Here is a 15445-nt window from a genome sequence, read left to right as displayed (position 1 = left end):
CGGGGGCGACGGGGGTGGCGGCAGTCGCGGTGGGGACGATGGCGCGGGCAGCATCAGTGGCAGTGGCAGTCGCGGTGGGGACGATGGCGCGAGCAGCATCAGTGGCAGTGGCAGTGGCAGTGGCAGTGGCAGTGGCAGTGGCCGTACCCGGCCCGGCGGCAGTCGCGGTGGGGACGATGGATCTCCCACGTCCGGGGTTGCACCCCGCGCCCGCACCCCCAAGGCACTGGTCGAACACCTCCTCGCCGTGGGTGCGCTGGAGGACGGAGAGGACGCAGAGCTGCTGGCACGGGCCGTGGTGACCGAGAGGTTCGGTGGGGACTCCACCGGCGCACGATCACCGATGGCAGCACCGGTGGCAGGACCCGTGCCCACCCCGGTCGAAGGGGGAGCGACACGCGAGGCACTGCGTGGGGCCCTGGAGGGATCCGTGGGGGACCTGCACGCGCGGGCCGGACTGTGGGCCCGGGTGCGTGCCGTCGTGGCGCCTCGTTCGGTGCTGCCGACCCGGAAGCGTGTCTCCGGCCCCGGTCAGCCGGTGCGCGGAAGTCGACGGCGCCGGTTCTCCAGGCGGCGCAGCTCGCGGGAGTAGGCGCCGCCCGGGGTCGTCGGCACACCGTCCCGGGTCCACACCAGGACCAGGTCCTGGTCGAAGACACCGGAGCAGGCACCACACGAGACCACGCGCCGTGGCGCGGAGAAGAGGTGCCGGTGCGCCCCGCACCGGGGGCACGTCCCGACCCAGGGCGCCTGCGGGGAGGGCAGGGTGGCCGGCAGACGCGCGGAGTCCGGGGCGCCGATCAGGCGGGCCTGTCGTCGCCAGGCCCCGTCGTGGTGGTGGGCGGCCCCGACCAGCGCGTGGGCGATCTCGTGCAGGATGACCCCGCGCACCGCCTCCTCCTCGTAGATGTCCACGAGGGGCGCCGAGAGGGTGATGGTCCGGGTCGCGTGCATGCAGGACCCGGCGCGTCGTCGCGCCCGGTCGAAACGGAAGGTCCAGTCCGCCAGGCCGTGGTGGTCCATGAGGGCGCGGGCCAGGACCCGCGCGTCCTCGCGCCTCATCGGTCCACCATCCCGAGGATCCGCTTGGCCGACACCTTCTGGGGGGTGCCCAGCTGTTGGGCGAACAGGGAGACGCGCAGCTCCTGGACCAGCCACCACGCACGCTCCAGCCGCTGCGCCTCCACCGGTTCGTAGGGACGTCCCGCTGCGCGCTCGCGGGCGGAGTCGACCTCCTCGGAGACGTCCCTGACCACCTGGGCGTCGCGCGCGTCGCGGCTGAGGGCCCGCGCTCCCCTCGCGGCCTTGTCGATGCGCACCGCCCCGGCACGCAGGTACCGCGCCAGATGGGGCAGTGCCCAGTGGGGGGTGTCCGCGAGGAAGCCGGGATGGACGAGTGCGCGGACCTGGTCCTCCACCTCGCCGACGACCTCACGCAGGGAGGGTTCGGGATGGTCGCGCATGAGGCCCTGGACCTCGGCGAGACCCCCCATGGCGCGCACGACGTGGCCGAGGATGTCGTGGACACGGTCCTCGTGCAGGTCACGTGCCCGGGTGGCCAGGGCATCGAAGGACGTCCGCGAACGCACCGTTGCCGGCCCCTGCTCCCCGGAGAGATCGTCCACGAGGGAGAGCGCGGAGGCCAGCTGTGCGTCCGCCACCAGGGAGGTGGTGTCCCCGTACGGCGAGGCGGCGAGCATGAGTGCCTCGCGGCCGGTCCAGCGCGTGGTGACGCGTGTGGGGGACAGGCGCACGCGCGCCAGGAGCAGGCGGGCGAGCCCCAGGCGGTGCTGGCGGTCGGCCTCTGCGGGGCTCGCCATGACACGCACCCCCGCGCGGGGCTCCGAGGCGTCGCCCTGGGGGACCAGCGCCGGGAACCCGCGCAGCAGCATGCCTCCCGCACCGCGGGACTCCACGGAGCGGGGCAGGGGTGCCTCCGGGAACTCCACCAGGTCGTCCGCGTGCAGCTCCCCCCGCACCCCCTCCCCCTCTGCCGAGGTCCGCTCTGTTCCGGCCTCGAGGTCCGCTCTGTTCCGGCCTCGAGGTCCGCTCTGTTCCGGCCTCGAGGTCCGCTCTGTTCCGGCCTCGAAGTCCGCTCCCCTCGACGAGGGCGGAGTCCCCGCGCTGGCCGCGTCGCCGGAGTGGTGGGAATGGTCGGTGCCCGTGCCCTGTGCACCACCCTTCCGGGTCGAATGCCCATCGCGTCGGGCGGCCTCCGCGAAGGCCTCGGCAACGGCGCCGCGCACTGCAGTGCGCACCGCCTTCTCCGCCTGCGAGGCCAGGGTGCGCTGGAGGTGGACGAGGGAGGGACCGGAGCCCAGCTCGCGGCCGGAGGAGTCCTGCACGACGAATGTCATCCTCAGGTGCTCGGGCAGCCCCGCCTGGGCATGTGCGAGGTCGGAGTCCGACAGGTCGATGCCGCGCACCTCGGAGACGGCACGCGCGAAGGCCCGGGCGAAGGGCGGGCGGTGTGCCGCCCAGGACGGCGCTCCACCGGATGTCTCGCCCGCACCGGATCCGGTGCTGGCAGCGCCGGCACCCGTGGCGGCACCCGTGGGGGCGGTCGTGTCGGTCGTGTCGGTCGACCCGGGGGTGCGCCTCCGACCCGCGGTGTCGGCCCTGGTGGCCGGTCGCGACGCGCTTCCCGTCGTGCCCGAGCGTGACTTCCCCAGGCGGGAGGGATCGACCGTGGCGTTCTGACCGCTCGTACGCGTCCATGCCGCCAAGCGCCCCAGAGCGGCATCGAGGGAGCGCGGGTCCTCTCCTGTCCCACCCCGCGTACCGGTTCCGGTGGCACCGTCCGCCGCGCGTGCAGTCCGGGCCCGGGCAGGTCCGCCCTCGTCCGCCGCACCTGGTCGCGCCCCGGACCTGCTCCGCGTGTCCGACCCGGCGGGTCCGTCGGGCGTGTCCGGAGAGCCCGGGGCGCCGGCCACTCCCTGCGTGGAGCCGTCGGGCACGGGCCCACTGTCGGCCAGGGCACGTCGCAGCCAGGCGGCGACCTTCCCCCCGACCTCGGGCGCAGGCGCCAGGAGGCGCCGCTTCGCCTTGGGGAGCGCGCGGACCGTCTCGGTGCACAGGTCCTCCAGCATCCCGGGGACCAGCCAGTCGGTACCGTCCTCGCTCACGCGGGGCAGGACCTCGACGGGGACGGTCATGGTGACGCCGTCGCGGGACGAGCCGGGGGTGAAGCGGTACTCCAGCGGCAGGCGCAGGTCGCCCTGTTCCCAGTGGTCCGGGAAGTCAGCGGCATCGGTGCCCGTCCCCCGCGGGAGCAGCATCTGCGGGGTGTAGGTGAGGAGATCGGGGGTCTCACGGCGCTGGTGCTTCCACCACTGGTCGAAGTGGCGTGCCGAGACGATGCCCTCGGGCACCAGGTCGTCGAAGAAGGCGAAACGCGCCTCCTCGTCGGCGACCAGTCCATGGGTGCGGGAGCGACGTTCGGCCTCGCGGGAATCGTCGAGGAGCTCCTGGTTGCGGTCCATGAAGCGGTGGTGCTCGCGCCACTCGCCCAGCACCAGGGCGTGGCGGATGAACATCTCGCGGGCGAGCTCGCGGGCGGTGATGCCGGGGTCTCCTGCTGGTTCAGCGTCGGCCACCGGTTCGGCGTCGGCCAGGGGTTCCGCCCGGGAGTCCGGTCCGGTGGACGTCTCGGCACCCGTGCCGGTCTCGGCCACCCGACTGCGGCGTGCCTCGTCCTCGGGCGCCCCTCCGGTCGGGTCCGCCTGCGCGTGCGCGTCATCGACGAGGGCGGCGCCCTCCGCCGTGGGGTCGTGGGAGGGTGCGGTGGTCGTCCCGGGGCGCCGCGAGTCGCTGGCTCCGGCGGGGGCCGTGGGGCCCGTGGTGGTGTCGGAAGCTGCGGTGCCGCCCTCGTGCGCACTGCCCCCGCCCTCGTCCGCCTCCTGGACCCCGAAGGTCGCCAGGGCCTCACTGAGTGCGTCCGCGAGCGCGGTGGACTCCCCGACCTCGCGCTCCCCGCGTCCCCGGGCGCGCAGGCCCTGCGCCATCCCGGCGAGTGTCCCGGGGCGCGCCACGGAGGAGCGGCGCGCACCCCCACCCCCGAAGGTGACGTCGAGGCGTCCGAGGAGCACCGGGCGGTCGGCGACCAGGGTCATCCCGTAGAGGAGGACCTTCTCCTTGACCATGGCCGCCCCGCGGGAGGTCGACCAGTAGGGCTCGGAGTAGACGTGTCGCAGCAGGGGGCCGGCCAGGGGCTCGATCCACTCCGGGCGGATCCGGGCGACCGTGCGGGCGAAGAGCCTGGAGGTCTCCACCAGTTCCGCCGTCATCACCCAGGCGGGGTGTGAGCGTGCCAGGCCGGAGCCCGGCCAGATCGTGAAGTGCGTGCCGCGGGCGCCCGCATAGTCCCGCTTGGCCTCGTCCCAGTTGCCGAGGTTGGACAGCAGCCCGACCAACAGGGCCCGGTGCACCTCGTCCGCGTCGACGGTGCCGGAGGAGGCCGTGTAGGCGACCACGGCCCGTGCCGCCGCGTCGGCGATGCCACCGGAGGCCGCGGCGTGGGCGACCTGGGCGGGGGTGGGCTCCCCGATGGGGTGGATGTCCAGGTCGAGGGGGCGTGCCATCTGGCGTAGCTGGTTGACGACGTCGCGCCACTCGCGGAAGCGCAGGTAGTGGAGGAACTCGCCGCGGCACATGCGCCGGAACGCCGAGCCCGACAGGTCGCGGGACTGGACGTTGAGGTAGCGCCACAGGTTGAGGTAGGTGACGAAGTCCGAGGTCGGGTCCGTGAAGCGGGCGTGGGAGGCGTCCGCGGCCTGCTGGTGGTCCAGGGGGCGCTCGCGGACGTCCTGGATGGACAGGGCGGCCACGATGACCAGGACCTCCGAGGCGCAGCCGTTCGCGTCGCCCTCGATGAGCATGCGCCCCAGGCGAGGGTCGATGGGCAGCGTCGCGAGGTCACGCCCGATGGCGGTGAGCCGGTGCCCCCCACCCCGCCGAAGTCCGCTCTGTTCGGGGCTCGAAGTCCGCTCTGTTCGGGGCTCGAAGTCNTCCTGGACCCCGAAGGTCGCCAGGGCCTCACTGAGTGCGTCCGCGAGCGCGGTGGACTCCCCGACCTCGCGCTCCCCGCGTCCCCGGGCGCGCAGGCCCTGCGCCATCCCGGCGAGTGTCCCGGGGCGCGCCACGGAGGAGCGGCGCGCACCCCCACCCCCGAAGGTGACGTCGAGGCGTCCGAGGAGCACCGGGCGGTCGGCGACCAGGGTCATCCCGTAGAGGAGGACCTTCTCCTTGACCATGGCCGCCCCGCGGGAGGTCGACCAGTAGGGCTCGGAGTAGACGTGTCGCAGCAGGGGGCCGGCCAGGGGCTCGATCCACTCCGGGCGGATCCGGGCGACCGTGCGGGCGAAGAGCCTGGAGGTCTCCACCAGTTCCGCCGTCATCACCCAGGCGGGGTGTGAGCGTGCCAGGCCGGAGCCCGGCCAGATCGTGAAGTGCGTGCCGCGGGCGCCCGCATAGTCCCGCTTGGCCTCGTCCCAGTTGCCGAGGTTGGACAGCAGCCCGACCAACAGGGCCCGGTGCACCTCGTCCGCGTCGACGGTGCCGGAGGAGGCCGTGTAGGCGACCACGGCCCGTGCCGCCGCGTCGGCGATGCCACCGGAGGCCGCGGCGTGGGCGACCTGGGCGGGGGTGGGCTCCCCGATGGGGTGGATGTCCAGGTCGAGGGGGCGTGCCATCTGGCGTAGCTGGTTGACGACGTCGCGCCACTCGCGGAAGCGCAGGTAGTGGAGGAACTCGCCGCGGCACATGCGCCGGAACGCCGAGCCCGACAGGTCGCGGGACTGGACGTTGAGGTAGCGCCACAGGTTGAGGTAGGTGACGAAGTCCGAGGTCGGGTCCGTGAAGCGGGCGTGGGAGGCGTCCGCGGCCTGCTGGTGGTCCAGGGGGCGCTCGCGGACGTCCTGGATGGACAGGGCGGCCACGATGACCAGGACCTCCGAGGCGCAGCCGTTCGCGTCGCCCTCGATGAGCATGCGCCCCAGGCGAGGGTCGATGGGCAGCGTCGCGAGGTCACGCCCGATGGCGGTGAGCCGGTGCCCCCCACCCCGCCGAAGTCCGCTCTGTTCGGGGCTCGAAGTCCGCTCTGTTCGGGGCTCGAAGTCCGCTCCCTTCTGCCCGTGAGGTCCGCCCTGTTCAGGCCCCGGGGTCCGCCCTCGTGCGCCGGTGCCCCTCCCCCCGCGGCGGTCGTGGCCGGAGGTGGCGGCGGCATCCGTGCCCGCGGACGAGGGCGGGGGCGTGGACGAGGCGGACGAGGGCGACGTCGGCCGCGTCGCGGGCCGGGTCCCGCCGGGCGCGTCGGGTTCCAGCGCCCCGATCTCCACGAGCAGCTGGATGCCGTCGCGCACCGCGCGTGACTCCGGCGGGTCCAGGAAGGGGAAGTCCGCCACCGAGCCCAGCCCCAGCGACGCCATCTGCAGGATGACGGAGGCCAGGGAGGTGCGCAGGATCTCCGGCTCGGTGAACTCGGGGCGGGACTCGTAGTCGCGCTGGGAGTAGAGGCGGATCGCGACGCCGTCGGCGACGCGCCCGGAACGCCCGGCCCTCTGGTTGGCGCTGGCCCGGGAGATCGGCTCGATGGGGAGGCGCTGGACCTTCGTGCGGTTCGAGTACCGGGAGATGCGGGCCAGGCCCGGGTCGATGACGTAGCGGACACCGGGCACGGTGAGCGAGGTCTCGGCGACATTGGTGGCGAGGACGACGCGGCGCAGGGTGTGGGGCTCGAAGACTCGGTGCTGCTCGGCGGCGGTCAGGCGTGCGAACAGCGGCACGATCTCGATGGCGTCGGGTCGGTGGGGCGCCTTCGGGTCGGTGAGGGCGCGGGGGCCCAGGTGGTCGGCCAGGGCCTGCTGGGTGTCGCGGATGTCGCGCTCACCGGGCAGGAACACGAGGATGTCCCCGGGTCCCTCGGCGCAGAGCTCGTCGACGGCGTCACAGATGGCCTGCTCCTGATCGATGTCCTCGCCCAGGCCGTAGCCCAACGTCGGCAGGTCGTCGTCGGGGTCCTCCAGGACCAGCTGCTGGACGCCGGGATGAGGCGCCTCCGTCCCGTCGGAGACGGTGTCCCCGCTGGTACTCGACCGGTCGGCGTCAGCGCCGTCGTGCCTGCTCCCGGTCAGCGCCTCGTCCGTGCCGTCACCCGGATGGGCGGACCTCGCCTCTGGAGAGGACGGACTTCGAGGTGGGAACTGAGCGGACTTCGCCGAAGTGGGGGTGGAGGAGGACCAGTTGCCCGGGAGGTCCGCCGACAGCGGTCGGTAGCGGATCTCCACGGGGTAGGTGCGGCCCGAGACCTCGATGACCGGGGCCGGGGCGACCAGCCGCGACCGTCCGCGGTGCCCCTCCCACTTCCCGAAGTGCGCCGCGAAGCGCTCGGAGTCGATGGTCGCGGAGGTGATGACGACCTTGAGGTCGGGGCGCAGTGGCAGCAGGCGCGCGATGTAGCCGAGGATGAAGTCGATGTTGAGGGAGCGTTCGTGGGCCTCGTCGATGATGAGGGTGTCGTAGCGGCGCAGGAGCGGATCGGACTGGATCTCGGCCAGGAGGATGCCGTCGGTCATGAGCTTGACGAGGGTGGTGGGTCCGACCTCGTCGGTGAAACGAACCTGGTAGCCGATGACCTGGCCGGGGGCGCGCCCGACCTTCTGGCCGAGTTCCTCGGCGATGCGGTCCGCCACCGCGCGCGCGGCGATGCGTCGGGGCTGGGTGTGCCCGATCATCCCGTTCACCCCGCGGCCGAGCTGTAGGCAGATCTTCGGCAGCTGGGTGGTCTTGCCCGAGCCGGTCTCACCCGAGACGATGACGACCTGGTTGTCACGGATGGCGTCGGCGATGTCGTGGCGACGGTCCGAGACGGGCAGGTCGGGGTAGGAGATCACGGGGATCGCGGCGGCGCGCGCGGCGAGCTGCTCGGACGTGAAGGGCCGGAAGACGTGGGCGCGTTGGTGGCGGGGGTTGCGGTGGCGGCGAGACCGGGTGGCCTCCTCGGAACTGCGCCCCGCGGGGGTGTGGCCTGCGGGGGTGTGGCCCAGCTTGCCTCCCGCGTTGCGCGTGGGGTCCTGACCCGACGAGGGCGGGGTCGCGCGACGTCTCCCGGTCGGGACGCCTCGGGACTTGCGGCCAGGCGGGCGCCCGCCACCTCCGGAACGGCGGGGTTCCGGTCGCGGGTCGCGAGGCTGTTCGGGCACCGGACCAGCTTAGCGAGGCGCACAGGCATCAGTCGGAGCGGACACGTTCGCTGTGGAAGGAGGAGGGCCGTGCACCCCACCTGTGGACGGATCGATGGCGGCAGTCCTGCCTGTGGACGGGGGAGCGGCTCCGTCAGCGGACCCGGGTGCCGCGGGGCGATGCCGGAGCCGGGGCGCCCGGGTCGCGTTGCCCTGTCAGCTGAAGTTGCGGCCGAAGAAGAACACGAAGGGGTTCCCCCGGTCGTCGCTGTGCACGACCAGGTACACGGAGTACTCGTCCCGCGAGGGGGACATGACCTCCTGGAGCGAGTGCTCCGAGACGACGGGGCAGACGAAGTCCCCGGCCCTCATCCCCTCGACCCGGAAGATGGGCACAGGCTTGCCTGCGACTGTCTCGGTGTTGGCGATCGAATCGTCCAGGGGTCCCACCAGGGCGCATCCGACGACCTCGGAGTCGGTGGGGAACTGGGCATCGCGTTGGGTCTGGGTGCTCTCGGGCCCACCGAGGGTGTCGTCGAGTCCCTCCATCTGGTCGGCGGCGGCCCAGTTCGCCGCCTTCTGGTCGTCCCCCGCGGACACGGCATCGACGAAGGTCTGGAGCGTGTCGATGTCCGGCGGGCGGACGGATCCCGACGGGGTGTGGTAGACGATGTCCGAGAGGGTCAGTCCACCGGTGCTGAGCTCGTAGGTGGCGTCTGCGCTGGCGCTCTTCGCGCAGGCGTGGCAGGACTCGTCCCCGAAGACGCCGATGTGGGGAACGGTGAAGGAGATCGTGGAGTCCCGTTCCTGTACCGCCAGGTCCTCGACCCGGAGATCGGGGACGTATCCACCGATCTCGCCGTCCGCCCAGGGGTCGGAGCCGGCCACCAGCTCGCGGGAGCCGTCGTAGACGCCGATGGAGTCCGAGGAGTAGTTGCCTCCTCCGAAGCACTGCATGGAGACCACGGCGACCGGGGTGTCCGTGACCGTGGTGGAGACGATGGCCCGTGGGCTGCCCGAGACGGTGGTGACCACCCGGTCCTTGAGGGTGATGGTCGCTGCGTCCTCCGTCGAGGTCGCCACCCCGCCGCTGAAGGTCACGGTGTCCGCACTCCCACCCGGGCTGTGGTGCGCGAAGGCAGCGCACTGGGGAGGGACGTGGATCGTGGCGTTGGCGAGGTCCGCGAGGGAGGGAGCGGGAGTGGCGGGCGTGGAGGTGGCGGCCTGGGTGGGTCGTGACTGCACCCCGGACTCGGGGCCCGACTGCCCCGACTGCCCGCCTGAGTGGGCGTTCTGCTGCCCCGCGTCGGAGGAGAGCGACTGTGGTCGACCGGAAAGCAGCCACCAGCCCAGGAGGAGCAGGCAGACGATGATCACCGTGGACAGGGCCGCGATGACGGGGAGGACCCATGTCGGCTGTGAGGAGCGGGCGGCAGCGGCGGTGTCCGGCGCAGTGGGAGGCGTTGGCGGGAGGCCGCCGTCCCCTCGCTGCCCGGGAGGTGTTCCCTGTTCGTCGTCCATGGTGCTCATTGTCCTACCAGTCCACCCGCGGCATGTCCGGACAGGTCATGGTGGTTGCGGCACTTGACCCATGGTGCCACCACAGGTCTGTCCATCAGGCCGGACGACGATGTGGGCGAGCATCTGCTCCGAGCCGCTGGGGCCGACCCGCTCCGGCACGCGGAAGCAGCGCTCGCGGGACCAGTCCTTGCGGCCCTTGAGCGTGTCCGGATGGGTCGTGGTGTCCCCCGGATCCAGGGTGCCGACCCGTTGAGGTGCTGCGGTGTCCCAGCGTTGCAGGGCCTTCCTCAGGTGTGTGTCCCCTCCCCGGGCAGTCTCCGATGGTGTCACGGGGCGCGTGCATCCGGGCGGGTCCGGAAGGTCCGACGAGTCCGGTGCAGTGGGCCTGCGACCTCCGCTCCCGTCGCGGTTCACTCCCAGAGGGTCGCGAGGATGACGGGGTGTGCACTGCGTGGGCCCTCGCCGGTGGACCCGGGGCGATCCTCGTCCAGAGGCACGACAATGGGCACATGCACGGACTCTTCGCGGGACTCGCCACCCTGGACGTCGCACACGGCCTCGACTCGGCACCCGATCCGCTCACCAAGACCACCTCCACGGCGCACCTCCTGGCGGCCGGCGGGCCTGCGACGAACGCGGCCGTGACCTTCGAGGCCCTGTGTCGCGTGGCGCGTGGGTGCGGGACCGGCATCGGCGACGAGGGCGACCAGGACGAGGGCGGCGCCGCAAGCCTGCTCACCGCGGTGGGTCGAGGTCCCCTGGCAGATGTGGTGCTGGCGGACCTCGCGGATGCCGGGGTGGAGGTCCTCGATGCGACCGGGGTGCCCGAACGGGGTGAGTCCCCGGACGCAGATCCCGGCGCACACGGTCTCGAACCGGCACTGTCCAGCATCGTCGAGCACCCGGAGGGGAGGATGGTCGTCTCCACCAATGCGCGCCTCTCCCTGGACGTCGCGGGCGCCCGGGCCCGGCTCGCGGAGGACCTCCTCCACGAGGGCGACCCCGACGTCGTCCTCGTCGACGGTCACAACCCGGAACTGGCCACGCTCGCCCTGCGTGCGGGGACCCCGGACGTCGACGGGTCCGCCGACCCCTTCGCGGAGCTCGAGGAGCATCCCTCGCACCTGCGCGTCCTGGACGGCGGCTCGTGGAAGCCCTGGTTCACACCACTGCTCGGACTGGTGGACGTGGCCGTGGTGTCTGCGGACTTCCGCCCGCCCGTGCTCACCGAGGCGGACGGGGACGCCACCGCGGCCTTCCTGCGCGGTTTCGGCATCACACGGGTGGTGCGCACGGACGGTGCGAACCCCGTGCGGTGGTGGTGGGACGGCGCAGAGGGGGAGGTCCCGGTGGTCGGGGTCGCGGAGGCATCCACCCTCGGTGCGGGAGACGTGTTCCACGGTGCGCTGGCCTGGGCCCTGGCCCGCCTCCACGCCTCGGGGCTCGCGGTGCCGCAGGACCCGACCCCGCAGATCGCCTTCGCCGCGTCCGTGGCCACCCTGTCGACCCGCACCTTCGGGACGAGGGTGTGGCGCTCCGACCCGGGCCTGACCGAGTTGCTGGAGGGGATCTGAGGGGGGCCCGTCGGCCCCCGCCCATCGGTCAGGCCGGAGCGTCGCCCGTGACGGCGGGCTCGATGAGCTCGGGGGAGTTGTTTCGTACGTTGCCGACCGCGCGTGAGACCTCGCGGGGGACGAGGGCGGGGTCGGGCACTGCCCGCAGGAGACCCTCGACACTCCCGGGGTCGGTGGTGCGCGGGTCCAACCACGCGTCCCACATCTCCGGTGGGACGACCACGGGGGTGCGGTCGTGGATCTCGCCCAGTGCGTCGGGGGCGGAACGTGTGACGATCGCGCAGGTCAGGAGCCAGGCGTCGCCCTCGTCGGCGGGGGTGCCGGGTACACGCCAGACCTCGGAGATCCCGGCCAGTGCGATGACGGGGTCGCCCTCGCCCGCGGAGAGGAACCAGGGCTGCTTCGGGCCGCGGCCGGTCGGCGGGGCCTGCCACTCGAAGTAGCCGTTGGCGGGGACCAGGCAGCGGCGCCGGGCCGCGGCGGCGCGGAAGCTCGGCTTGGTCGTGAGGGTCTCCGCGCGTGCGTTGATGATGGGGCGCTCGGGCGTCCGCGCCCAGGAGGGCACCAGGCCCCACTTCAGGAGGCGGAGCTGGCGCTCGACGCGCGCGTGGTCGGGGGTCTGCGCGCCGGACTGGTCGGGAGGGAGCGCCTCCGCACCCGCCCCTGCGTCCGTCCCCGCGTCGGCGCGGTCGGACTCCTGTGCGCGGATGACGTGGCCGTTCCCGTCGACGAGGCGGTCCATCACCACGCGGACCTCCTGGGAGGGGGCGACGTTGAAGGAGGGCCGGTGCTCACCCAGGAGCAGGTCCACGTCGAAGAGGGAGACCAGCTCGTCGTCGTCTGCGAAGAGGGCGAAACGGCCGCACATCGGGCACCTCCGGATCTCGGGTGTCCCGATCCTCCCACGAGGTGCGACGGGTGGGCGCGGTGAGAGGGAGAGGCACGCAGGCGAGGCGGATGGGCGGTGGCGGGCACACTGCCCGTGGGGAGCGGGCGGGCAGCACTCGCCGACTGGACGGGGACGGACCTCGGGGGCAGAACTGAGCGGACCTCGCGGGGAGAACAGAGCGGACTGATATGGGGGTGTGTGCTGTCAAGTGGGCATGGTGAGGCGCCGCCCGGCACTGGTTGTGGGGCGGCGCCTCGGTCGTCGGGGTGGGGCCTTGTGGGGGTGGGGTGTGTCCGTTGGTGGACGGTGTGGTCACTCTGATATTCGCGGGTTGGTGCCGCATGACGGTGTTCCGGCGGAAGAGGGGTTCACTGCGGTCTTCGAGACGGGCGTGCCCGGGTGGGTGCCCATGTCCGCATCGGTGGTTTCCCTCTCCGACACACTGCCCCACTCCCTCAGGGGCCGGCCTCGACGAGACTGTGGGGCTCAGGCGTCCATGGTGACCAGCACCTGACACCATCCGGCCAGTTCACGCGCGATGGCGCAGTTGGCGACCGTGGGAGTCTTCTTGCGGGCCTTGAATCCCAGCCATCGCTTGTGGAGTCGACGGTTGCCGCGCCCGGCGTGGTCTGCGACTGCTCGGGGGGCCTTGTCCCAGCGTGCCTGCAAGGTGGCAGATGGATGGTAGGTGGGCAGGTGGTGCCAGGCGGCCTCCACCAGGAGCCTGCGCGCATGCGCGTTCCCGGTGCGGGTGAGGCCGCCTTGGTGGCGGGTGGACCCCGAGGAGTGCTCACTGGGGACCAACCCCAGGTAGGAGCCGATGCTGGTGGGGGTGAAACGCTGCCAGTCACCCACCTCCACAGCCAGGCCCACCGCTGTGAGGGTGGAGATGCCGCGCAGGCAGGACAGTCGCTTCACCCCTCCAGCGAAGGAGGACTCCTCAGCCAGGCGGGCGATGCCCTCATCGAGGCGCCCCCTCCTGGCCTCCAGAGCACAGACCGTCTCCCAGGACTCATCAAAGGTCTGCAAGGTCGCCCACCCCGCCCCAGCCAGTCCCTCCCGGCGGATCGTGCCCAGCCACGCCCGGTGAGCCACACCCCACGTGGTCTTGCCCTCATAGAGGAAACCCCGACGCAGGAGCAGCTTGGAGAGACGATGACGAGCGGCCATGAGTTCACGGCGCACGTCATCACGAGCACGCACCAGGTCCCGGGCGGACTCCTCCTCCACGGTGGGGACACGCACTCCCACCACTTGGCCCGCCGCGAGCATCTGGGCCAGGTGGAGGGCATCACGACGGTCCGTCTTGATGCGGTCTCCACTGGCACGCAACAGTTTCGAGGGGGCCGCCACCACACACTCAATGCCCTCCCCCTCCAGGGTCCGTGCCAGGTGGAAACCGGTCGGCCCGGCCTCATAGGCCACCCGCACCCCCCGGGCGTCACCCACACGCGCAATGAAGTCGAGGACCTCCCCGTCCCCACCCCCCAACGCAGCCTCCCGGATCACACCCGAGAGGGGATCAATCGCTGCTGCTCGAACACTGCGAGCGTGAACATCCAACCCAATACACGTAGCATCTGACAACACCTGGGGCCTCCCCTGAATCGCATGTCGGCACCCCCACCCACGGGCGAGGGCGATCCACGAAACCGTGGCACTGCACCCCAACCAGGGCACTGAACCACGTTGCACAGGGAAGGCCCCAGGCCACAAGACCCAACCTCAGACCACCCCCACCCCCATATCGTCTTCGCGCTCAGGGGGTGCTGTACAGGGTGGGGGGCCTTTGCTACAGTCAACTGAAGCGTTTCGGTAAAGTGGTTCCGACCGACGGGTCCCGATGGCCCGCCAGTGCACCCGGGGGCGTCGTCGTCCCCTTCACGGACACGTCTGCACCCGTGTCCCTGTGCCGGTGGGGACCTGACCACAGTCGATCCGGCCCGGGTCCGTCCTGACGACCCGCGCCACCCCACCGAACGAGGAACACGCATGCTCACCCTCACCGGAGCGCTCCAGAACTACGACTGGGGCTCCCCGACCACGATCCCGGACTTCCTCGGCGTGCCCCCCGACGGCCGGCCCTGGGCGGAGGTCTGGTACGGGGCCCACCCCTCCCACCCCGCCCTCGCCGACAGTGCCTCACCCGCGGACCCCGGACGCCCCCTCGATGCGGTGATCGCCTCCGACCCGACCGGCTGGCTCGGTGAGTCCACCATCGGCCGTTTCGGCCCCGGCCTGCCCTTCCTGGTCAAGTTGCTGGCCACCCGGCGTGCCCTGTCGATCCAGGTGCACCCGAGCCTGGAGCAGGCGCGCGCGGGCCACCGCAGGGAGCAGGAGGCGGGCGTGGACGCAGCCCACCGCAACTACTCCGACGCCAACCACAAGCCCGAGGCGATCCTCGCGCTGTCACCCCTGCGGGCGCTGGCCGGGTTCCGCCACGCGGAGGACATCCGCGCCGACCTCGCCCTCGTCCCCGGGTTGGAGGGGGTGTGCGGTGTCCTGGGTGCCGCTCCGGAGGAGCGCGCCATCGAGGAGGCCTTCACCCTGCTCCAGGAATTGCCCCCGTCGCAGGTCGCAGCCGCACTGGAGGCCCTGGGATCCGCTCCCGGCACCCCGGCGCTGGACCTCGCGCGCGACCTCCTCGGGCAGTTCCCCGCGGACCGGGGCGCCCTCGTCTCCGTCTTCCTCAACCAGGTGACCGTCGCCCCGGGACACGCGCTGTCCACGGGCGCGGGCACCGTCCACGCCTACCTCGACGGCTTCGGCCTGGAGGTCATGTCGAGCTCCGACAACGTCCTGCGTGCGGGCCTCACCTCCAAGCGTGTCGACGTCGCGGAGTTCACGGCGACCGCGGACTTCCACCCCGGGTCGGCCCCGGTGCGTCCGCTCGAGTCCTCCTGGCCCGCCCCCGGCGTGTGCCTCCAGGAGCTCACGACGTCCGTGCCCGACTTCCGGCTCGAGGTCCTCGAGGTGCGTGAGCCCGGGGTCGTGGAGGTGGGCGGTGACGGCCGCGTGACCATGCTCCTCGCCCTCGAGGGCGCCGTCGTGGTCGCGGACGCTGCCGGGCGCAGGGCGCTGGTGCCGGGTGGGGCCGTCCTGGCCCGCGCCGAGGACACCGTCAGGGTCGAGGGCGCGGGTCGCGTGGCGGTCGTGACCGTCGCCTCCGCGGCGGACGGGCGGGGGGCCAGGGTGCTCCCGGTCGTCGCGGCCACTGCGCGGGTGGCCGTGGCCTGAGTCCTTCGGGCCGGTCGGCGGGGGTTCACCTCTGACCGGCCCCGAGG

At 72.6% G+C, this 15445-nt stretch carries 8 protein-coding genes; 2 read left to right on the top strand and 6 right to left on the bottom strand.

Going from position 1 to position 15445, the window contains the following annotated elements; all coding sequences use genetic code 11:
• The 4 genes from BQ9890_RS16325 to BQ9890_RS10190 all read right to left on the bottom strand — a co-directional run.
• Positions 1-238, bottom strand: a 238-nt coding sequence (locus tag BQ9890_RS16325; protein WP_230297899.1) for a hypothetical protein, incomplete at its 3' end; no start/stop codon positions are given.
• 293 nt (positions 239-531) lie between these two features.
• On the bottom strand, positions 532-1062 hold the full coding sequence (locus tag BQ9890_RS10200) for a SprT-like domain-containing protein (protein ID WP_075891307.1): 531 nt from the start codon (positions 1060-1062) through the stop codon (positions 532-534).
• Positions 1059-7895, bottom strand: a complete 6837-nt coding sequence (locus tag BQ9890_RS16320; RefSeq protein WP_456047839.1) for a DUF3418 domain-containing protein — start codon at positions 7893-7895, stop codon at positions 1059-1061. The genes BQ9890_RS10200 and BQ9890_RS16320 overlap by 4 nt, the downstream gene beginning before the upstream one ends.
• A 498-nt stretch (positions 7896-8393) precedes the next feature.
• Positions 8394-9698 carry a hypothetical protein gene (locus BQ9890_RS10190; RefSeq protein ID WP_143226306.1) on the bottom strand — a complete coding sequence of 435 codons (1305 nt, stop codon included), beginning with the start codon at positions 9696-9698 and terminating at the stop codon, positions 8394-8396.
• A gap of 509 nt (positions 9699-10207) precedes the next feature.
• Between BQ9890_RS10190 and BQ9890_RS10185 the strand changes: the two genes are divergently transcribed.
• On the top strand, positions 10208-11272 hold the full coding sequence (locus BQ9890_RS10185) for a carbohydrate kinase family protein (protein ID WP_075893027.1): 1065 nt from the start codon (positions 10208-10210) through the stop codon (positions 11270-11272).
• 28 nt (positions 11273-11300) lie between these two features.
• Here BQ9890_RS10185 and BQ9890_RS10180 read toward each other — a convergent pair whose 3' ends face one another.
• Together BQ9890_RS10180 and BQ9890_RS10175 are read right to left on the bottom strand one after the other, a co-directional pair.
• Positions 11301-12140 (bottom strand): SOS response-associated peptidase, encoded by an 840-nt coding sequence (locus tag BQ9890_RS10180; protein WP_075891301.1) that lies wholly within the window; start codon positions 12138-12140, stop codon positions 11301-11303.
• A gap of 507 nt (positions 12141-12647) precedes the next feature.
• Complete coding sequence (locus BQ9890_RS10175) at positions 12648-13751, bottom strand: IS110 family RNA-guided transposase (RefSeq protein WP_075891299.1); 1104 nt, start codon at positions 13749-13751, stop codon at positions 12648-12650.
• 402 nt (positions 13752-14153) lie between these two features.
• Here BQ9890_RS10175 and manA point away from each other — a divergent pair, with 402 nt between their 5' ends.
• Positions 14154-15398 carry a mannose-6-phosphate isomerase, class I gene (gene manA, locus BQ9890_RS10170; protein WP_075891297.1) on the top strand — a complete coding sequence of 415 codons (1245 nt, stop codon included), beginning with the start codon at positions 14154-14156 and terminating at the stop codon, positions 15396-15398.
• Positions 15399-15445: the final 47 nt, after the last annotated feature.

This window comes from Actinomyces provencensis, from assembly GCF_900155435.1.
Classification (GTDB): domain Bacteria; phylum Actinomycetota; class Actinomycetes; order Actinomycetales; family Actinomycetaceae; genus Pauljensenia; species Pauljensenia provencensis.
This window is presented reverse-complemented; position numbering and strand designations above follow the sequence as displayed.